The following is a 20,371-nucleotide window of genomic DNA, read 5'->3' on the forward strand; positions in this document are numbered from 1 at the left end:
CGATAACCAAGGCGGAAACGATAACCAAGGCGGAAACGATAACCAAGGCGGAAACGATAACCAAGGCGGAAACGATAACCAAGGCGGAAACGATAATCAAGGTGGAAACAACAACCAAGGCAACAACACAACCATTGATCCAAAAGCCCTTAAAGATGGTGAATACAGTATTGGCTTTAAAGTTTTAAAAGATAAAACAGAAGAAATTTCAATGATGAACACATATACAAAGAGTCCAGCTGTACTAAAAGTGAAAGATGGCAAGAAGTATGTATCGTTTACATTAACGAATAGTGCATGGATTACAAAATTTGAGTTTGAGAAGAATGGTTCTTTTGTTAACGCAAAAGTCTTAAGTGAGAATAAAGAGAAAAATACAAAAGTAGTAGAGTTAGAAGTAGATGATTTATCGAAAAAATTAAATGCAAAAGTAAAAGTAGATATTGATGCAATGAATTATCACCATTTCTACGATGTTCAATTTGTATTTGATGAAAATAGTATTAAAGCTTTAGGTAATCAAGGCGGAAATGATAACCAAGGTGGAAACGACAACCAAGGTGGAAACGACAACCAAGGCGGAAACGATAACCAAGGTGGAAACGACAACCAAGGCGGAAGTGACAACCAAGGCGGAAATAATCAACCAAAAGTAATAGTTGATCCGAAAAATTTAGTGGATGGTCAATATGATATTCCGTTTAAAGTGTTAAAAGATAAAACAAATGAGCTTTCAAAGATGCATGACTATACTGTACATCCAGCAAAATTAATCGTTAAAGATGGTAAAAAGTACATTGAGATGACGTTAAAAAATAGTGCATGGATTACAAAATTCCAAACGGAAAATAACAGTCTTTTTGCTGATGCGAAAGTAGTAAGCAAAGATACAAATGCAAATACGAGAGTAGTGCAATTTGAAGTAAGTGATTTATTTGCAAAATTAAATGCAAAAGTAAAAGTTGATATCAACGAAATGAACTACCATCATTTCTACGATGTCCAAATTCAATTTGATACAAATAATATTGGTGCGTTAGGAACGATTAAAGAGGATCCAAAAAAAGATCCGAAAAAAGATCCGAACAATCCAGTAATTACACCGAAAGTAGATAATGTGAAAAAAGTAGATAATCCTGATTTTAACCGAAATGCAGATGATAAGAAGAAAAAAGAAGATCAAAAAAATGATTCAAAAAAAGAGAAAAACTCAAAAACGGCAGATACAGCACAACTAGGTTTATACATGGTGCTATTGCTTGGGTCACTTGCTTTACTAGTTCGTAAATATAGAGCAGGAAGATTGTAATTTTTGGAGTCTTGATGCATGTTCGCATGCATCAAGACTTGTTTCATATTATTTGGAAAGGAGTGGTGATTGAGAGTGAAGAAAATTGCTAGTGTACTAATGGCTATCATTCTATTAGTGAGTATAGCTGGATGCTCGGCGCCTAAAAAAGAAGCAGCAAAACAGGTAAAGAGTGAGAGTAAAGAGAGAATTGTTGCAACGACAGTTGCTGTTACTGAAATTATGGATGCGTTAGAAGTAGATTTAGTTGGTATTCCAACAAGTACGAAAGATTTACCAAAGAGATATAAAGGTTTACCTGAAGTCGGGAATCCGATGAGTCCTGATATGGAAAAGGTAAAATCGTTAAAGCCGTCAGAAGTATTATCCGTGACAACACTTGAATATGAATTAAAGCCAGTTTTTGATGGTGTGGGCACGAAAGCAAACTTTTTAGATTTAACAAGCTTGAAAAATATGCAAAATTCCATTAGCGATTTAGGTAAGCAATATGGACGTGAAAAGCAGGCTGAAGCAGTTGTAACGAAGTTAGATAACAAGGTTACAGAGATTAAAACAGCAGTAAAGGGAAAGAAAGAACCGACAGTGCTTATTTTATTAGGTGTACCAGGGAGTTATTTAGTAGCAACAGAGCATTCTTATATTGGAGATTTAGTGAAACAACTAGGTGGTAAAAATATTGTGCAAGGTGAACAAGTAGAGTATTTAGCTTCTAATACAGAGTATTTGAAAAAAGCTGATCCGGATATTATTTTACGAGCAGCTCATGGTATGCCTGAAGAAGTTGTGAAAATGTTTGATAAAGAATTTAAAACAAATGATATTTGGAAGCACTTCGCTGCAGTTAAAAATAACCGTGTTTACGATTTAGAAGAGCGTTTATTTGGAACAACAGGTAATTTAGCAGCAATGGAAGCTTTAGATGAATTGAAAAAAATGATGTATCCGTGATGCATTTTAATATAAAGGAAGAGTGGAATGAATAAAAAAACTTGGAGTTTCCTCATTGTTACTGCATTGCTTATTGTTATGACATCATTGTCAGCGATGAAAGGGAGTTTAGAAATAGGTATTGTTGAGCTTGTGCAAGGGATATTTACAGGGGGGAATGAAGATGTTGAAGTGATTAAAGATTTACGTTTCCCACGTATTATTATTGCACTATTTACTGGAGCAGCTCTGGCCGTTTCAGGTGTGCTTTTTCAAGCTGTTATGAAAAATCCACTTGCTGATGCTGGGGTAATCGGGATATCTTCTGGGGCAAGTTTTATGACACTTGTTATTATTACGTTATTCCCGCAATTCTTTTTCTGGACACCCGTATTCGCCTTTTTAGGTGGTGCGTTTGCATGTTATCTCGTTTATGCATTTTCATGGAAGTCAGGGTTAAGTCCGCTTCGCATTATTTTAGTTGGTATAGCTATTAATGCAATGTTCACTGGATTAAATGAATCGTTCATTACGATTTGCGGATACTTCATTAAGAGTATTAAGCAAACGACGACTTCTAACATAACGATGAAGACGTGGGGCGATGTAGAAATAATGGTTACATATGGAACAATTGGTCTTATTCTTGCTCTGTTTGTAGGAGCTTGGTGTAACTTATTATCGCTACAAGATAAGACTGCGAAAAACTTAGGTTTGCACGTGACGAGAGTTCGTCTTATTATTTCTGCTATTGCAGTACTTTTAGCAGCAGTATCAACAGCAATTGCAGGTGTTATTGCTTTCGTAGGATTACTCGTTCCGCACATTTCAAGACAACTAGTCGGTTCGGATCATAAAGTATTAATTCCATTTTCTGCTCTTGCAGGAGCGTTATTAATTTTGACGGCGGATACGATTGGAAGGTTAATTGTGCCACCTAACGAAATTCCAGCGGCGACGATTATGGCAGTGATTGGTGGCCCATTCTTAATATTCTTGCTTAGAAAGAGTGATAAAGTTCATGGAAATTAAAAATGTAACCTTTTCGTATGATAATGTAACGGATCGATTAAAGTCGGTTAGTAGTGAAATAGAAATTGGTAAAATTACAACAATTATTGGTCCAAACGGTTGCGGGAAATCGACATTACTTGGCGTCATGTCAAGAAATCACGACCCTCGTAGCGGAGAGATAATACTGGATGGAAAGGCGATTAGTCAATATAAACCGAAAGAGTTTGCTAGAAAGTTAGCCGTTGTCCATCAACAAAATGAAGCACCGGCAGATATGACGGTAGAGAAATTAACAAGTTATGGTCGTATGCCTCATAAAAATATTTTTTCCTCGCAAACTGATGAAGATAGAGAAGCAATCGAAGGGGCTTTAGCATGTACGAATTTACTAAGTAAACGTGATAAAGAGATTCATGCTTTATCTGGTGGAGAAAGACAACGTGTTTGGATTGCTATGACGTTAGCTCAGAAAACACCAATGCTCTTTTTAGATGAACCGACCACCTATTTAGATATTTATTATCAACTTGAAATATTAGAGCTAGTAAAAGAGTTAAATGAAGTACATGGATTGACAATCGTTATGGTATTACATGATATCAATCAGGCGATTCGCTATAGTGATCATATCATCGTTATGAAAGACGGCGAAATTGTTACGAAAGGTAAGCCGAAAGATGTTGTGACAGAAAGTATGATAAAGACGATATACGGTGTAGATGTCGTTGTAAAGCAAGATGAAGATACAGGGTTGTATATGGTCCCAATGGGTATTTAAATATGCGAACAATCCGTTTTGAGGTGATGATTTGAGTAGTAAAAAAGAACGGAAGCAGAATTCTTTTTTTCAACGAATACTTACAGTTGTTTTTTTAGGTACCTTTTTCTATTCAGTATATGAATTAGGTGATATTTTCATGGATTACTATGAAAATCGTAAAGTAATGGCCGAAGCACAAAACATTTATGAAAAGAGTCCGATGGAAGAGCAATCACAAGACGGGGAAGTACGTAAACAGTTCAAAGCTCTGCAGCAAATTAACCAAGAAATAGTTGGATGGATTACGATGGATGATACACAAATTAATTATCCAATCGTTCAGGCGAAAGACAATGATTACTATTTATTTCGTAATTATAAAGGTGAAGATATGAGAGCAGGAAGTATTTTTATGGACTATCGTAATGATGTGAAATCTCAAAATCGAAATACTATTTTATATGGTCACCGTATGAAAGATGGTTCTATGTTTGGAAGTTTAAAGAAAATGTTAGATGAAGAGTTCTTCATGTCGCATCGTAAATTATATTACGATACATTATTTGAAGGATATGATCTTGAAGTGTTCTCGGTGTATACAACAACAACTGATTTTTATTACATTGAAACGGATTTTAGCAATGATACGGAATACACATCATTTTTGGAGAAAATTCAAGAAAAATCGCTGTACAAAACGGATACAAAATTGACAGCGAGTGATCAAATCGTAACACTTTCGACGTGTGACTATGCACTTGATCCGGAAGCAGGAAGGTTAGTCGTGCATGCGAAACTAGTAAAGAGACAGTAAAAAAAGTATAGAATATGAGAAGTGGTAACGCTTCTCATATTCTATACTTTAAAAAAGAAATATGTTTACTGTGCTGCAGCCATTGGCATACGTACAACTTCAACATTGTAGTAAGTGATCTTATTATCAAGAATATATTCTGGCATCCCGCCTTGATGTGAGTGAGCATCTTTAAATGCTGAGCTCTTCGTCCAACCTTGGAAATCTTCTTTTGCATTCCAGCGTGTGCTAATTGTTACTTCATCATAATCAACTGTATTTTGCGTTAAAAGAACTTCTAATCCTAAAAAGCCTGGCATCGTTTCGACTTGACCTACTTTATTAAAACGCTCAATTAATTTATGTCCATTTCCCTTTGTAATTTTAGCTGTATTTGTAACAATAATCATGTTTTATTCCTCCTATAAATGTAGCCTTTATTTTCGAGAACTCACATACATTAAATGATAATGAAAATCATTATCATTGTCAATGGTAAATGTGAAATAAATAAGTTTTTTTATTATTTTGGACAGTAAGATTTCCATTTCAAAATGTAGTAAATATGTGGCGGTTAAGCGAGTTGTACTAGCAAAGCGATAATATGGTATAGTGAAACGAGGTTATTTTTTAGCCTCGTTTTTTATATGCTTCCTACGAATTAGAAAGCATGCAAATGGAAAGGAAGTTATTATATGCGATCAGAAGTAACTGTAAAAATAAAACCGAAATTTATAAAAGAAATTAAAAGTGGATATCCGCTTATTTTAAAAGATGCAATTCAAAATTTAAATGATGTTCAGGAAGAAGGAACAATCATTAAAGTAGTAGATGAGAAGAACAATTTTATCGGAAAAGGTTATTATGGAAAACAAAATAAAGGATACGGCTGGATTTTAACGAGAAAAGAGAGTGAACAAATTAATCAATCTTTCTTTGAAAGTAAAATAAAATCTGCCTTACATAAACGAAAGCAATTTTACAAATCAAGTGATACGACAGCATTCCGTGTCCTAAATGGTGAAGGTGATGGCCTTGGAGGCTTAATTATCGATTATTATGACGGCTATTATGTAGTAAGTTGGTATAGTGAAGGGATTTATACTTTCAGAGATGAGATTATAGCAGCTCTTCAAAAAGTAGCAAACTTTAAAGGGATTTATGAGAAAAAGCGTTTTGATACGAAAGGGAAATACATTGAAGGCGATGATTTCGTAGCAGGAGAGCGCGGCGAGTTCCCACTTATCGTAAAAGAAAATGGTGTGAACTTTGCGGTGTATTTAAACGACGGAGCGATGGTTGGTGTATTTTTAGATCAGCGTAACGTTCGAAAACAAATTCGTGATAAATATGCGACAGGGAGAACAGTGTTGAATATGTTCTCTTATACAGGTGCTTTCTCTGTATTTGCAGCGCTTGGCGGAGCGAGCAAAACGACGAGTGTGGACCTGGCAAATCGTAGTTTAAGTAAAACGATTGAGCAGTTTAGTGTAAATGAAATAGATTATGAAGCACAAGGCATTATTGTAGAAGATGTATTTCTTTACTTCAAATATGCAGCTAAGAAAAAGATGAAATTTGATATGGTTGTACTTGATCCTCCAAGCTTTGCACGCTCAAAAAAATATACATTTAGTGCAGCGAAAGATTATAAAAACTTATTAAAAGAAACAATTGCGATTACAGAAAATAATGGAATTATTGTTGCCTCTACAAATTGTAGCGCATTTGATATGAAAAAGTTTAAAGGATTTATCGATACGGCATTTAAAGAAATGAATGGCAAATATAAAATATTAGAAGAACATTCTTTACCAGAAGATTTTCGTACCATTGATCAATTCAAAGAAGGAGACTATTTAAAAGTAGTTTTCATTGAGAAAATTAAAGGGTAATAAAGAAAAAGGAGCTCGAGTTTACTTGAGCTCCTTTTCTTATTGAACGATATTTTGTACTCTACCGACTTGCCCGTCCTGCAATCGCACTTTAATGCCATGAGGATGGGAAGGGGAGTTTGTTAAAATATCTTTTACAATTCCACGTGTTAATTTGCCTGTTCGTTGATCTTGTTTTAATACAATATCAACTTCAAGACCGGGTGCGATATTAGAACGTTTTTGTCCGTTCATTTATACACCTGTACGTCTACGCTGGTTGTTTGTTTTCTTCGTTTGTTGGTTTTGTAATTTTTTCGTTGCTTGGCTTTGATTTGTATTATTTGCACCATTTCCATTTCCTTGCTTTTTCTTTGCAAGTTGTTCACGCATTAAATCAGCTAAGCTTACTTTTTTATTTTCTGACATGATAAGTCTCCTTTATATAAAGTTAATTATGAACAATAGTAGTGAATTTTATCATATCATTGTTATGGAAGGAAGGGAAGTTGGTTTGAAAATTCATATAATTGTTTCCAGTCTGTAGTAGTTACGATACAATTGAATTGTTAACGTTTGTAAAAAGGGGATAGACATATGTCACATCATATTTTATTAGTTGAAGACGATATTTCAATTCAAGAGATGGTGGAAAAGTATTTAATAAAAGAGGGCTTTCAAGTTACAATCGCATCTGATGGAGAAGAAGGCGTGAACACATATTTAAAAGGTTCATTTGATTTGATTATCCTCGACATTATGATGCCAAAGCTAGATGGCTTAGAGGTTGTGCGAATCATTCGGGAAAAAAGTGCAGTTCCGATTTTAATGATGTCGGCAAAAGATACAGATGTTGATAAAGCTGTTGGATTAGGACTGGGAGCAGATGATTACATTTGTAAGCCATTTTCTATGATTGAATTGGCTGCACGTGTAAAAGCGGGTATTCGGAGGTCTACGAAATATTCGGCTACAGAAACAACAGAAAAGATGATTCAAATTGGTGATTTAGCAATTGATCCAATTAATTTTACGGTTGAAAAAAACGGAAAGCCCCTCAAGCTTACTTTAAAAGAATTTGAGATTTTAAAGCTATTCGTAAAGAATCAAAATCGTGTATTTACGAAAGCGCAAATATATACGTTAGTTTGGAACGAAGAGTATTACGGTGATGATAATGTTATAAATGTTCATATGAGGAGATTGCGCGAGAAAATTGAAAGTGATCCATCTAATCCAGAGTATATTAAAACGTTATGGGGCATCGGCTATAAGTTGGAAGTGATGTAATATGGTCAATTTGTTAATAGGTATTATTTTTACATTGTTATGTGTCATTTACATACAGTATAAAATGAGGAAAAACAGTAGCAAAAATTTACGATACACATACGAAAAGTTAGAAAGTATTGTAAATGAACAAACAGGCGAGAAGTTACTCGTTATGACAGATGATATACAATTGCAAAAATTATTAGTGGCAATTAATCAATTATTAGCTGCAAAACAGAAAACGAATGCAGATCATGCGAAAGTAGAAATTTCGATGAGAAAAATGCTTTCCAATATTTCACATGATTTAAAGACGCCACTAACAGTTATTCTTGGATATACAGAAATGTTAAATAAGGATAAAACGATAAATAAAGAAGAACAGCAAATATTACTTGAAAAGGTGCATGTGAAAACACTAGAAGTAATGGAACTGATTCATAAGTTTTTTGATTTAGCAAAATTAGAATCTGGTGACAAGGCAATTGAGATGACAAAAGTATATATGAATGAAGTTTGTCGCGAGAAGATTTTATCTTTTTATGATTTGGTGACGACGAAAGGGTTTCAAGTTCATATTGATATACCAGAAAGAAATATATATGCACTTGGAAATGTAGAAGTATTAGGTAGAGTATTGAATAATTTAATATCAAATGCGATTACATATGGAGACGATGGAAAGACACTCGGTATGACGTTAAGAGACGATGAAACGAGTGTGTATATAGATGTATGGGATACAGGAAAAGGAATTGATGAATCTCACATTAATAAAGTGTTTGAGCGTATGTACACACTTGAAGATTCCAGAAATAGATTGTATCAAGGAAGCGGTTTAGGATTAACGATTACGAAAAGGCTTGTGGAAGCGATGGACGGAGAAATACATCTTTCTAGTAAGCCGTATGAAAAAACAATTTTTACAGTGGTATTAAAAAAGATGCTGTTTTAGCTTGTAGAGAAGTAGATTCTACAAGCTTTTTTTCAGCGTAAGGAATTTGTAAGGAACGGGTAAGAAAAAAGAGATTTCCGTTGTCTATTATAGAAGTATAAAGTAGTGCGAAAGGAGAAAATGACATGACATATATATTAAAAACGAATCAGCTAACGAAAGTGTTTAAAGGGAAAGAAGTTATTTCTAGCGTTAACATGCATGTGAAAAAAGGAGAGATATACGGTTTCTTAGGACCGAATGGTGCAGGTAAAACAACGATTATGAAAATGATCACAAATTTAATAAAACCGACGAGCGGTGATATTGAAATTTTCGGTGAGAAGTTAAAGGATACATCTTATGAATTGTTAAAGCGCATGGGGACAATTATCGAATATCCAATCTTTTATGATAAATTAACTGCGAAGGAAAACCTAGAATTACATTGTGAATATATGGGGTATTACGATAAAAACGCAATTGATCATGCTTTGCATTTAGTGAAATTGCACGGTATAGATGATAAAAAAGTAAAAGATTTTTCATTAGGTATGAAGCAACGACTTGGTATTGCAAGGGCAATCATGACAAAGCCAGAATTACTCATTTTAGATGAACCGATTAACGGTTTAGATCCAATTGGTATTAAAGAATTACGAGACTTATTTAAAATGCTCTGCAAAGAATATGGCATTACATTATTAGTCTCTAGTCATATTTTAGGCGAGATGGAACAAATGGCGGATACAATTGGTGTAATTCAAAATGGAAAACTAATAAAAGAAGTTTCAATGAAGAGTATTAACGGAAAACAAACAGAGTACATTGAAATTACTGTTCCAGATGTGAAGCGTGCAGCTTATATTTTAGAAGATAAACTCGGTATAAAAAATTACAAAATAATGAGTGGAAATATGATTCGTGTGTATGAATTGGCGGCGACACAGCAAGCCATTTCAAAAGCACTTATTATGAACGATGTAGAAATAGAAAGTATTAATAAGAAACATAGTTCCTTAGAAGAGTATTTCTTAAATGTAATGGATGGAGAGGGCATTCATGCTTAATGGGGTGTGGCTGAACCTGGTAAGTGGATTAATCGTGCTGTTTATAAGTGGAATTTTATATTATAGGAAACCAGAGCGGAAATGGTTGCTAATTCTACTAGTGATAGGAATGTTAAGCGTAATTACTGCTGGAATTAGAATGTTAACAGCGTAGAGAGAGTTATATAAAGAATGGAGGAGTGGTTTGTATGCTTAGATTAATGAAGCTCGAGTGGAAGAAACATCAATTATCTAGTTACTTTAAAAGTGTAGCAATTTGTATTATAGCAATTTTCGTTGCAGTAAGCCTTATGGCATTAGGAATGAAAGCTGAGGGAGACGTGCTCTTCTCTGACTTCACACAGAACATGGCTTTAGCAAATATTTTTATTAGGATAACATTCATTATTTTTAGTTCGGTCATTTTATCACGTTTAGTAATTGATGAGTATAAGAACAAAACGATACAACTATCATTTATGTATCCACTGCAAAGGAAAATGTTAATGAGAGCGAAATTAACAATTGTTTTTTGTTTTTGTTTTGTGAGCACGATTATCGCTACTTTCATTATTAGTTTGCTCGTATATTTTGTGAGTCCAATGATGGGACTGATTGAAACGCCAGCTACGATAGGTGAAATAATAGCTATCGTTCCAGCTACTATTATAAGTGCATTTATGATATCTGGTATAAGTTTAATTTCTTTATTTTTTGGGATGAGAAAGAAATCGACACCGACAACGATTACTTCGGCAGTAATAATTGGTATGCTGATTAGTGGTAACGTTGGGGCTGAAAGCAATCAAGTAAGTATGTTTGATTTTATAGCTATCCCAATAGTGCTCTGTTTATTAGGGATTTTCATTAGTTATCTATCGTTTCGTAAAATCGACAAAATCGATGTGGCGTGAAGCAAGCCTAAAACAAAAACGAACTGGGGTATGAATGGTGAAAAAAATAATAGTAATTGCAATATTATTTTTGACAATTGCTAGTGTGGTTTTTGGCTTTAAGGTATTTCAGGGGAAAGATTTTAAGAAAGAAAAGTCTTTTGAGATAAATCATATAAAAGAAATAGAAGTGGACAATGAAAACTGGGATATTGAATTTAAAAGTACAGACTCTAATAAAATAGTAATTTTGGCTCAAGGTAAACGAGTAGATAAAGAGATAGATCCCGTCGAAATAGAGCAGGCAGGGAATAAAGTTATAGTTAAGCAAAAACAAAAGGCGACCAGATTTTTTAATGGTTTTACGTTTAGGAAGAAAAATAGTATATCTATAGCTATTCCGAAGAAAGAAATAGATACAATTGTATTAAATAATAAATCGGGTGATGTGAAAATAAGCGATATAGTAGTAAAAAGTATCGTGACAAAAAGCAAGTCTGGAGATGAAATGGTTATAGGACTATCAGCTGAGAAAGGCGAATTCATATCGCAAAGTGGAGAGTTAGCTGTAAAAGATAGTTCAGTACAAGAATTAAATATAAAATCTACGACTGGTGATAACTATATAACAAATGTAAGTAACGCAAATATGAACATCACTTCAACATCCGGTGAAGTATTACTGAAAGATATGAAAGAAGGAAAATCATTATTTGTAGAAACAAAGTCAGGAGATATTGGCGTACGGTATAAAGGTGTTCCGATATCTTTAAAACTTACGGCTAAAAGTAATTCGTCTGACGTAATGGTGAATGTAAATGGACTTAAGAAAGATAAAAATACAGAAAAAATAAAAGAGGGAACTATTGGTGATGCAAAAAACGAAGTGAAGATTTTAAGTAAAACAGGAGTAATTTATATTGATTAAGTCTTATGAGGAAGGAGGACTATCATGCTACGTTTAATGAAGCTAGAACTGAAGAAATTTAAGATTGGATGGTATGTGAGGGGAGCGATTATTGCAAATATCGCTATACTGGCATTACTGATCTTTACGAGCATCGTTTCTCAAATAGAAGGAGATCCAGAAATGAGAGATCCACAGATGGTTTTGTTAATGGCTAGTGCATTAGTAAGAGCAACATTTATTATTTTTGGTAGTGTGTTAATCGCAAGGTTAATAATTAGTGAATATAAAAACAAAACAATACTACTTATGTTTTCTTATCCAATTAACCGAAAGAAAATGATGGTTAGTAAGTTGGTTATTACAGCAACATTAACATTTATAACAGTTATTTTATCTAACATTTTAGTAGTAGGAATGTTCTTTGGGATAGATAGCTATTTTTCAATTCTTCCTAATTCATTCACAGTAGATCAATTGATGCAAGAAGGGATAAACCTTGTTCCTTTAGCCGTCGCAACTGCGGGAATAAGTTTAATCCCACTATATTTCGGAATGCGTAAACGTTCAGTGCCAACTACAATTGTTTCATCCCTTATCGTTGTATCAATTGCAATGAATAGCACTACGTTTTCTGTAGCAACTTTTCTTCCTCTTCAACTAGCATTGGCAGCAATTGGAGTTGTGATTGCATGTTACGGAATTAAAAATATAGAGAAGGAAGATATAACAGTATGACAAAAATAAGAAAAAAGAGTTGGCGTTACAGTAACTCTTTTTTTGTATATGTATGCTTCGTTACTACTCTGTAAATTTGGAGTGTTTGCTTAAATACGCTTGCACTCCTGGAGAAATATTAAAGTTATTAGGACTTTTATATTCGATAGTAAACTCTCCGTCTTTACTTGTCTCAAATGAGATAGCTATTCATTTTAGCATCGTAAGAAGTATTTTTGACTTCTGCATCTAGATCAAAGTATTTTGTAATATATTCTTTTGATTCCGTAACTGCTGTTTGTTTTCCCCAAGGGGTACCATAACTTGTGAAATAAAGAGATGCGCTGATAACTCCAATAATAGAAGTTAGTAAAACAGTTCCCATAACTATTTTTTTATTTTTTGTATTCAATTTGGTTGCTCCTCTTCATAATATGTATTCATTTTAACGTATTTTTCCATAAAACAACCATTTGGTAAAAATAGTTTCACATGAAACAAGTTACAGAAAAAGACAAGATGTGTAAACACCTTGTCTTTTTCTGTAGTTACATTTTAGGAGCTTCCATTCCAGCTGCAGCCCATTCTTCTTTTGCAGGACCATATACGCCAGGGACTGTTAAGCCGGCTTGTCGCATTAAAACCGTCATTTGTCCGCGATGGTGATTTTGATGATTAATAAGTGTCATTAAAAATATAGAATTCGGCATAGGACGACCAAAGAAGTCATTAATAGTAGCTAAGTCTTTATCCGTCCATTCGCCTTGAAGAGCTTCAACAAAAGCTGCATTCACTTTACGGTATTGATCAGCAATTGTTGTTGCAGAAGTTGGTACAGGATAATCTTTCGTTTCTCCTTCAAACTTAAGCCCTGTGCCAGATAGTATAACTGGAATTGCCGTCACGATATGCCAAGCAACTCTGCCTAACGTCCAGTGTCCAGGTGCAATTTCTTGTGACAAAGATTCATCTGTTAATGCATTGAGCATCTTTTGAGTAGACTCAGCCTCGTATGTCCATGATTGCAAGAAGCCTTCAATAGTTTGGTACATGTTATCCCTCCTCGTTATGTTCATAGGTTACATTCGTGAAAAAAAGATAGTTTCCTTTTGACCTTATAAGAATGAATAAAAAAGGAGACTCCCAAGAAGCTCCTTTTTAACTTTCTTCCAACTCTTCCTCACCAACCATAAGAAATAAGGTGCTCCAAGTACAGCAACATTCAAATTTGTGCTAACGATAAAGAGTTGAATAATTGTTGAGCCGAGAGCTGAAATACCGATTTCTATTAAAGCAAGGGCTGTTGAGCTAAATCCTAATTTCCATGAAAAAAGGACAATTTTAACTGCAAGTAGTCCGCCGATGAATACACCAATTGGATTGAAGTTTATATGTATATGCAAAATAGAGAAAAAGAATTTCGTTTGAGCAAGAAGGCGAAAGTACAAGCAAAAAGAGAGCAAATCGCATGTAATAATTACTAGAATGTATGGAATAAATCTGTGTTTATCCCCACTAGGTAAAGTGTTTTTTGTTATTTAGATAGGTGTTTTCTAACTTGGTGATTTTACTTAAAAGATCGAACGTAAAGGAAGTGATCAACATGTCTTCATGGAGCAATAATATAAATGGATATTGTGGGTGTAATAATCAAAATGGTGTACATGTTGATTCATGCTGTTTTAGTTGTGATGGGACAGTTCCTAAGCTGGGTCCAACAGGTCCGACGGGAGCAACGGGCCCAACAGGTGACACAGGCCCAACGGGAGCAACGGGCCCAACAGGTGACACAGGTCCAACGGGAGCGACGGGAATAACAGGTTCAACGGGTCCGACGGGAGCAACAGGAATAACAGGGGCAACAGGTCCAACAGGAGCGACGGGAATAACAGGTTCAACAGGTCCAACAGGTCCAACAGGTCCAACGGGAGCGACGGGAATAACAGGTTCAACAGGTCCAACGGGAGCGACGGGAATAACAGGTTCAACGGGTCCGACGGGAGCAACGGGAATAACAGGTTCAACGGGTCCGACGGGAGCAACGGGAATAACAGGTTCAACGGGTCCGACGGGAGCAACAGGAATAACAGGTTCAACAGGAGCGACGGGAATAACGGGTCCAACAGGAGCAACAGGTTCGACGGGAGTAACAGGAGACACAGGGGCAACTGGCACAAGTATAACTGCAACATACGCTTTTGCAAATAATACATCGGGAACAGCGATATCGGTACTTCTTGGTGGAACGAATGTCCCGCTTCCGAATAATCAAAATATTGGTCCAGGTATTACTGTTTCTGGGGGGAATACAGTATTTACGGCTGCAAATGCGGGGAATTATTATATTTCATATACGATTAATATAACGGCTTCATTATTAGTCAGTTCGCGGATTACAATTAATGGTGCACCTCTTGCTGGAACGATCAATTCTCCTGCGTTAGCAACTACATCATTTAGTGCAACAATTATTACGACTCTTGCGGCTGGAAGTGCCATTAGTTTGCAACTATTTGGTTTGTTAGCTGTTGCAACGTTATCAACAACTACACCAGGAGCTGTGTTAACGATAATAAGATTAAGCTAAATAATAACTCTCTTACTTTTTTAAGATTAGGAGAGTTTATACATATAATAAGAAGTTAATGAAGTAAAGCATAGTTATACAAAAGTCAGAATATTATGATTGTAACGTTATGGTGACTATAATATAATGAAAACAACTTCATGAATGAACATTCATTTATTTTTATGTATTTGAAGGGGGAATGAAGGTGGAAAAACCATGGTTGAAAAGTTATCCAGAAGAAATTCCAAGTGCGATTTCTTATGATATTCAGCCGCTTCATGGATATGTGGAACAGGTGGCTTCACGTTATCCAGAAAAGAAAGCGCTTCACTTTTTAGGGAAGGATATTACATTTTCAGACTTCCACGATAAGGTGAAGAGGTTTGCAAATTATCTTCAAAAACTCGGTGTGGAAAAGGGTGATCGAGTTGCTATTATGTTGCCAAACTGTCCGCAATCTGTAATTGGTTATTATGGTACATTACTTGCGGGAGGTATCGTAGTACAAACAAATCCGCTATATACAGAAAGAGAATTAGAATACCAGCTTCATGATTCGGGAGCAAAAGTAATTCTTTGTCTCGATTTAGTGTTTCCAAGAGTAACGAATGTTCAATCTGCTACAAAAATTGAACATATTATCGTAACTCGGATTGCGGACTTTTTACCCTTCCCTAAAAATTTACTTTATCCATTTGTACAAAAAAAGCAGGCAAATCTTGTTGTGGATGTGTCGGAAAGCGAAACGATTCATCTATGGAAATCAGTAGAACGAGAAAGTAATGTTAATGTTGAAGTGCCTTGTGATCCTGAAAATGATCTAGCTCTTTTACAGTACACTGGAGGAACAACTGGATTTCCGAAAGGCGTTATGTTGACGCATAAAAACCTTGTTTCGAACACTTTAATGGGAGCTCATTGGCTATATAATTGTAAAGAAGGGGAAGAAGTAATTCTTGGTGTCCTTCCGTTCTTTCATGTGTATGGGATGACAGCTGTAATGAATTTAAGTATTATGCAAGGATATAAAATGGTGCTGATTCCGAAGTTTGATATGAAAATGGTTTTTGAAGCGATAAAAAAACATAAAGTCACACTATTTCCAGGGGCACCGACCATTTATATTGCTCTATTAAATAGTCCCCTCTTAAAAGAATATGATATTTCTTCCATTCAAGCTTGTATTAGTGGATCTGCCCCGCTTCCTGTAGAAGTACAGGAAGAGTTTGAGAGAGTTACAGGTGGGAAATTGGTAGAAGGTTATGGATTAACGGAGTCGTCGCCAGTTACACATGGGAATTTTTTGTGGGAAAAACGCGTGCCAGGAAGTATTGGTGTGCCGTGGCCAGATACAGAGGCAAACATTATGTCGCTTGAAACTGGAGAGGCTTTACCTCCGGGTGAAATTGGTGAAATTGTTGTAAAGGGTCCTCAAATTATGAAAGGGTATTGGAATAAGCCAGAAGAAACAGCAGCTGTATTACAAGACGGATGGCTTCATACAGGGGATGTTGGTTACATGGATGAAGATGGATTTTTCTATGTGAAAGATCGTAAGAAAGATATGATTGTTGCGAGTGGATTTAATGTGTATCCTCGCGAAGTAGAAGAAGTATTATATGAGCATGAAAAAGTGCAAGAAGTAGTGACGATTGGAGTTCCCGATCCGTACCGGGGAGAGACAGTTAAAGCATTTGTTGTGTTAAAAGAAGGTGCGGAGTGTTCTGAGGAAGAATTAAACCAGTTTGCGCGTAAATATTTAGCGGCTTATAAAGTGCCGAAGGTATATGAGTTTAGAGATGAACTGCCGAAAACGACTGTCGGAAAAATTTTACGCCGTGTCCTAATAGATGAAGAGAAAAGAAAAAATGAGGATGAGCAAACGGGCTAAGGCCCTTTCTTTTTGAAAAAATAGGATTGACACTTTTCTAAATAGTCAGTATTATAAGAATATGAATGACTATTCATTCAGTCATCTTCTTGAAGGGGACAGTAAAGTGAAGAAAAATAGACCGAAATACAATCAAATTATTGATGCGGCAGTCATTGTGATTGCGGAGAATGGGTACCACCAAGCGCAAGTTTCTAAAATAGCAAAGCAAGCTGGGGTAGCTGATGGCACGATTTATTTATATTTTAAAAATAAAGAAGATATATTAATATCCTTATTCCAAGAGAAGATGGGAGATTTTGTCGAAACAATTCGTCAAAAAACAGCAGGAATTGAAAGCGCTGTATCGAAGTTATTCATGTTGGTAGAAACGCACTTCTTGCTGTTATCACAAAATGATCCTCTTGCTATCGTTACGCAATTAGAGCTAAGACAGTCCAATCAAGACTTACGCCTGAAAATAAATGAAGTATTAAAAGGCTACTTACAAGTTATGGATGAGATTTTGGAGACAGGTATAAAGCAAGGTGAATTCCAAGCGGATTTAAATGTTCGTGTGGCAAGACAAATGATCTTTGGAACAGTAGATGAAGTTGTGACCAATTGGGTAATGAGCGATCATAAGTATGATCTGGTCGCACTTTCAAAAACGGTACATGGGCTACTTATTGCAGCTTGTGGTTATCGTCAATAATGGGAGGGATCATGTTGAAATTCCTATCTGTAAGAGTTGAAGATCATATCGCGGTGGCGACGTTAAATCATGCGCCGGCAAACGCGATGTCTTCACAAGTTATGCATGACGTTACTGAATTAATTGATCAAGTGGAGAAGGATGATAACATTCGTGTTGTTGTTATTCACGGTGAAGGGCGCTTCTTCTCGGCGGGAGCAGATATTAAAGAATTTACATCTGTTACTGAAGCGAAGCAAGCGACAGAATTAGCGCAGCTTGGACAAGTTACGTTTGAGCGTGTTGAAAAATGTTCAAAACCAGTTATCGCGGCAATTCATGGAGCGGCACTTGGCGGCGGCCTTGAGTTTGCTATGTCTTGCCACATGCGCTTTGCAACTGAAAGTGCAAAACTTGGTTTACCTGAATTAACACTTGGATTAATTCCTGGATTTGCAGGTACACAGCGATTACCACGTTATGTTGGGAAAGCGAAAGCCTGTGAAATGATGTTAACAAGTACACCGATTACTGGTGCAGAAGCATTAAAATGGGGACTTGTTAACGGAGTTTTTGCTGAAGAAACATTTTTAGATGATACGCTTAAAGTTGCAAAACAGATTGCTGGAAAAAGCCCAGCGACGACTCGTGCTGTACTAGAGTTATTGCAAATGACGAAATCGTCTCATTATTATGAAGGTGTACAACGCGAAGCTCAAATCTTTGGTGAAGTATTTACGGGTGAAGATGGAAGAGAAGGTGTAGCAGCGTTTTTAGAAAAACGTAAGCCTTCATTTAATGGCAGGTAGTTCAATTATTTTTTTAATATAAATTAACAGAAAATTAAAATTGATAGAATCTTTCTGAAAAACAAGGGGGTAAATGGAATGAACATCTACGTACTCATGAAACGAACATTTGATACAGAAGAAAAAATCGTAATTAAAAACGGTGCAATTTACGATGGCGAAGCGGAATTCATCATCAACCCTTACGACGAATATGCGATTGAAGAAGCAATTCAAGTAAGAGACGCACAAGGTGGCGAAGTTACTGTTGTAACAGTCGGTGGCGAAGATAGTGAGAAAGAACTTCGTACGGCATTAGCGATGGGCTGCGATAAAGCTGTATTAATTAATATTGAAGATGATGTGGAAAATGGTGACCAGTTCACGACAGCAAAAGTACTTGCTGAATATTTAAAAGATAAAGATGTAGATTTAATTTTAGGCGGGAACGTTGCAATTGATGGTGCATCTGGACAAGTTGGTCCACGCGTAGCAGAAGCGTTAAATATTCCGTACGTAACGACAATTACAAAACTTGAAATTGACGGTACAAACGTGAAGATTGAGCGTGATGTTGAAGGTGATACGGAAGTGATTGAAACTTCATTACCAGTTTTAGTAACAGCACAACAAGGTTTAAATGAACCTCGTTATCCATCGCTTCCAGGTATTATGAAAGCGAAGAAAAAGCCACTAGAAGAAGTAGAATTAGATGATTTAGATTTAGAAGAAGATGATGTGGAAGCAAAGACAAAAACAATTGAAATCTATTTGCCTCCTAAGAAAGATGCAGGAAAAGTGTTACAAGGCGAGCTGCAAGATCAAGTAAAAGAACTTGTATCGTTGCTCCATACAGAAGCGAAAGTAATCTAATAAAATACGAAATTATATATGCAGGAGGGAAAATCTATGGCTCGTAAAGTATTAGTAATGGGTGAGGTTCGTGATGGATCGCTACGTAACGTTTCGTTTGAAGCGGTAGCAGCAGCAAAAACAATTGCAGAAGGCGGTGAAGTAGTAGGTCTTCTAGTTGGAGACAGCGTTGCCTCTTTTGCAAATGAATTGATTCATTACGGTGCAGATCGCGTTGTGACAGTTGAAAATGATAAATTAAAATCATATACATCTGATGGTTATGCACAAGCATTTTCAGCTGTATATGCTGAAGAAAAGCCAGAAGGTATTGTATTTGGACATACAGCACTTGGTAAAGATTTATCACCAAAATTAGCAGCGAAGCTCGAAGCTGGTCTAGTTTCTGACGTAACTGCTTTAGAAGTTGAAGGTGGAAATGTTATCTTTACTCGTCCAATTTACTCTGGTAAAGCATTTGAGAAGAAGATTGTAACGGACGGTATCTTATTTGCGACAGTACGTCCAAATAACATTGCAACGCTTGAAAAAGATGAGTCTCGCAGTGGTGACGTATCTTCTATTACAGTAGATGTGAAAGACCTACGTACAATTATTCAAGATGTCGTCCGTAAGACGGCAGAAGGTGTTGACCTTTCTGAAGCAAAAGTTATTATCGCTGGTGGACGCGGTGTGAAGAGTGAAGAAGGGTTCAAGCCATTAAAAGAGTTAGCTGACGTATTGGGCGGCGCTGTTGGAGCATCTCGTGGTGCTTGTGACGCTGAGTATTGCGATTACTCATTACAAATTGGTCAAACTGGTAAAGTTGTTACGCCAGACTTATACATTGCATGCGGTATTTCTGGTGCGATTCAGCATTTAGCTGGTATGTCTAACTCAAAAATAATCGTTGCAATTAATAAAGACCCAGAAGCAAGTATCTTCAAAGTAGCTGACTATGGTATTGTTGGCGATCTATTTGAAGTCTTACCTCTTTTAACAGAAGAGTTTAAAAAGTTAAAAGTACATTCATGATTTGAGTACCCTTGAGTTCCAAGTGAAGTACCCCTATATATAGAAAAGGTGAGAGATCCCCTGTCTCTCATCTTTTTAGTATTTAATCCGTATTTTTATATAGTATAAAGG

24 protein-coding genes and 1 pseudogene are annotated in these 20,371 nt (G+C 35.9%); 19 read left to right on the forward strand and 6 right to left on the reverse strand.

Annotated elements, in window-relative coordinates; translation table 11 throughout:
- The 5 genes from AC1Q8N_RS08755 to srtB form a co-directional block, all read left to right on the forward strand.
- Positions 1-1,309, forward strand: a 1,309-nt coding sequence (locus tag AC1Q8N_RS08755; RefSeq protein WP_493521167.1) for an NEAT domain-containing protein, incomplete at its 5' end; no start/stop codon positions are given.
- Positions 1,310-1,378: 69 nt separating this feature from the next.
- Positions 1,379-2,260 carry a heme ABC transporter substrate-binding protein IsdE gene (isdE, locus tag AC1Q8N_RS08760; protein ID WP_048544305.1) on the forward strand — a complete coding sequence of 294 codons (882 nt, stop codon included), beginning with the start codon at positions 1,379-1,381 and terminating at the stop codon, positions 2,258-2,260.
- Positions 2,261-2,287: 27 nt separating this feature from the next.
- On the forward strand, positions 2,288-3,271 hold the full coding sequence (locus tag AC1Q8N_RS08765; protein WP_001036828.1) for a FecCD family ABC transporter permease: 984 nt from the start codon (positions 2,288-2,290) through the stop codon (positions 3,269-3,271).
- Positions 3,261-4,031 (forward strand): ABC transporter ATP-binding protein, encoded by a 771-nt coding sequence (locus tag AC1Q8N_RS08770; protein ID WP_098078820.1) that lies wholly within the window; start codon positions 3,261-3,263, stop codon positions 4,029-4,031. Before AC1Q8N_RS08765 ends, AC1Q8N_RS08770 begins: the two co-directional genes overlap by 11 nt.
- A 31-nt stretch (positions 4,032-4,062) precedes the next feature.
- On the forward strand, positions 4,063-4,827 hold the full coding sequence (gene srtB, locus AC1Q8N_RS08775) for a class B sortase (RefSeq protein WP_098078823.1): 765 nt from the start codon (positions 4,063-4,065) through the stop codon (positions 4,825-4,827).
- 65 nt (positions 4,828-4,892) lie between these two features.
- Here the strand turns inward: srtB and isdG are convergent, their stop codons facing one another.
- Positions 4,893-5,216 (reverse strand): heme oxygenase, encoded by a 324-nt coding sequence (isdG, locus tag AC1Q8N_RS08780; protein ID WP_000587825.1) that lies wholly within the window; start codon positions 5,214-5,216, stop codon positions 4,893-4,895.
- A gap of 285 nt (positions 5,217-5,501) precedes the next feature.
- On the opposite strand from isdG, the gene AC1Q8N_RS08785 reads away from it, so the two are divergent.
- Positions 5,502-6,701: a class I SAM-dependent rRNA methyltransferase gene (locus tag AC1Q8N_RS08785; RefSeq protein ID WP_493521168.1), complete on the forward strand. Its 1,200-nt coding sequence runs from the start codon at positions 5,502-5,504 to the stop codon at positions 6,699-6,701.
- A gap of 39 nt (positions 6,702-6,740) precedes the next feature.
- On the opposite strand, the gene AC1Q8N_RS08790 is transcribed toward AC1Q8N_RS08785, so the two are convergent.
- Together AC1Q8N_RS08790 and AC1Q8N_RS08795 are read right to left on the reverse strand one after the other, a co-directional pair.
- Complete coding sequence (locus AC1Q8N_RS08790) at positions 6,741-6,935, reverse strand: YwbE family protein (RefSeq protein WP_001014310.1); 195 nt, start codon at positions 6,933-6,935, stop codon at positions 6,741-6,743.
- The gene (locus AC1Q8N_RS08795; RefSeq protein ID WP_048544295.1) at positions 6,936-7,109 is read right to left on the reverse strand and encodes a hypothetical protein; all 174 of its coding nucleotides are present in this window, start codon (positions 7,107-7,109) and stop codon (positions 6,936-6,938) included.
- 168 nt (positions 7,110-7,277) lie between these two features.
- Here AC1Q8N_RS08795 and AC1Q8N_RS08800 point away from each other — a divergent pair, with 168 nt between their 5' ends.
- From AC1Q8N_RS08800 to AC1Q8N_RS08830, 7 genes are all read left to right on the forward strand, one after another.
- Positions 7,278-7,970, forward strand: a complete 693-nt coding sequence (locus AC1Q8N_RS08800) for a response regulator transcription factor (protein ID WP_000018032.1) — start codon at positions 7,278-7,280, stop codon at positions 7,968-7,970.
- A 1-nt stretch (position 7,971) separates the two neighbouring features.
- Positions 7,972-8,907, forward strand: coding sequence for a HAMP domain-containing histidine kinase (locus AC1Q8N_RS08805; protein ID WP_098078826.1), 936 nt, complete (start codon positions 7,972-7,974; stop codon positions 8,905-8,907).
- A gap of 125 nt (positions 8,908-9,032) precedes the next feature.
- Positions 9,033-9,956, forward strand: coding sequence for an ABC transporter ATP-binding protein (locus AC1Q8N_RS08810; RefSeq protein ID WP_098078828.1), 924 nt, complete (start codon positions 9,033-9,035; stop codon positions 9,954-9,956).
- Positions 9,949-10,110 carry a hypothetical protein gene (locus AC1Q8N_RS08815; protein ID WP_176519570.1) on the forward strand — a complete coding sequence of 54 codons (162 nt, stop codon included), beginning with the start codon at positions 9,949-9,951 and terminating at the stop codon, positions 10,108-10,110. Before AC1Q8N_RS08810 ends, AC1Q8N_RS08815 begins: the two co-directional genes overlap by 8 nt.
- Positions 10,111-10,144: 34 nt before the next feature.
- Positions 10,145-10,849: an ABC transporter permease gene (locus tag AC1Q8N_RS08820; protein WP_098078834.1), complete on the forward strand. Its 705-nt coding sequence runs from the start codon at positions 10,145-10,147 to the stop codon at positions 10,847-10,849.
- Between the two features lie 34 nt (positions 10,850-10,883).
- Positions 10,884-11,756 carry a DUF4097 family beta strand repeat-containing protein gene (locus tag AC1Q8N_RS08825; RefSeq protein WP_141520020.1) on the forward strand — a complete coding sequence of 291 codons (873 nt, stop codon included), beginning with the start codon at positions 10,884-10,886 and terminating at the stop codon, positions 11,754-11,756.
- 24 nt (positions 11,757-11,780) lie between these two features.
- Entirely contained in the window at positions 11,781-12,473 is a 693-nt protein-coding gene (locus AC1Q8N_RS08830) for an ABC transporter permease (RefSeq protein ID WP_098078839.1), read from the forward strand.
- A gap of 63 nt (positions 12,474-12,536) precedes the next feature.
- Here the strand turns inward: AC1Q8N_RS08830 and AC1Q8N_RS08835 are convergent.
- From AC1Q8N_RS08835 to AC1Q8N_RS08845, 3 genes and pseudogenes are all read right to left on the reverse strand, one after another.
- Positions 12,537-12,864, reverse strand: a pseudogene (locus AC1Q8N_RS08835) (YfjL-like protein).
- Between the two features lie 136 nt (positions 12,865-13,000).
- Entirely contained in the window at positions 13,001-13,504 is a 504-nt protein-coding gene (locus AC1Q8N_RS08840; RefSeq protein WP_046958777.1) for a DinB family protein, read from the reverse strand.
- Between the two features lie 63 nt (positions 13,505-13,567).
- Positions 13,568-13,855, reverse strand: coding sequence for a hypothetical protein (locus tag AC1Q8N_RS08845; RefSeq protein WP_180236015.1), 288 nt, complete (start codon positions 13,853-13,855; stop codon positions 13,568-13,570).
- Positions 13,856-14,055: 200 nt separating this feature from the next.
- Between AC1Q8N_RS08845 and AC1Q8N_RS08850 the strand changes: the two genes are divergently transcribed.
- The 6 genes from AC1Q8N_RS08850 (at position 14,056) to etfA (ending at position 20,260) form a co-directional block, all read left to right on the forward strand.
- Positions 14,056-15,039 carry a BclA C-terminal domain-containing protein gene (locus AC1Q8N_RS08850; RefSeq protein WP_493521169.1) on the forward strand — a complete coding sequence of 328 codons (984 nt, stop codon included), beginning with the start codon at positions 14,056-14,058 and terminating at the stop codon, positions 15,037-15,039.
- A 187-nt stretch (positions 15,040-15,226) separates the two neighbouring features.
- Positions 15,227-16,912, forward strand: coding sequence for a long-chain-fatty-acid--CoA ligase (locus AC1Q8N_RS08855; RefSeq protein ID WP_046958779.1), 1,686 nt, complete (start codon positions 15,227-15,229; stop codon positions 16,910-16,912).
- Between the two features lie 106 nt (positions 16,913-17,018).
- Entirely contained in the window at positions 17,019-17,606 is a 588-nt protein-coding gene (gene fadR / locus AC1Q8N_RS08860) for a fatty acid metabolism transcriptional regulator FadR (RefSeq protein ID WP_000742213.1), read from the forward strand.
- An 11-nt stretch (positions 17,607-17,617) separates the two neighbouring features.
- Positions 17,618-18,394, forward strand: a complete 777-nt coding sequence (locus AC1Q8N_RS08865) for an enoyl-CoA hydratase (protein ID WP_431097675.1) — start codon at positions 17,618-17,620, stop codon at positions 18,392-18,394.
- A gap of 78 nt (positions 18,395-18,472) precedes the next feature.
- The gene (gene etfB, locus AC1Q8N_RS08870; RefSeq protein WP_001029035.1) at positions 18,473-19,246 is read left to right on the forward strand and encodes an electron transfer flavoprotein subunit beta; all 774 of its coding nucleotides are present in this window, start codon (positions 18,473-18,475) and stop codon (positions 19,244-19,246) included.
- Between the two features lie 36 nt (positions 19,247-19,282).
- Complete coding sequence (gene etfA, locus AC1Q8N_RS08875) at positions 19,283-20,260, forward strand: electron transfer flavoprotein subunit alpha (RefSeq protein WP_000101968.1); 978 nt, start codon at positions 19,283-19,285, stop codon at positions 20,258-20,260.
- The last annotated feature ends 111 nt before the right edge of the window (positions 20,261-20,371 follow it).

It is taken from the genome of Bacillus sp. GW823-FHT06B01 (assembly GCF_058952315.1).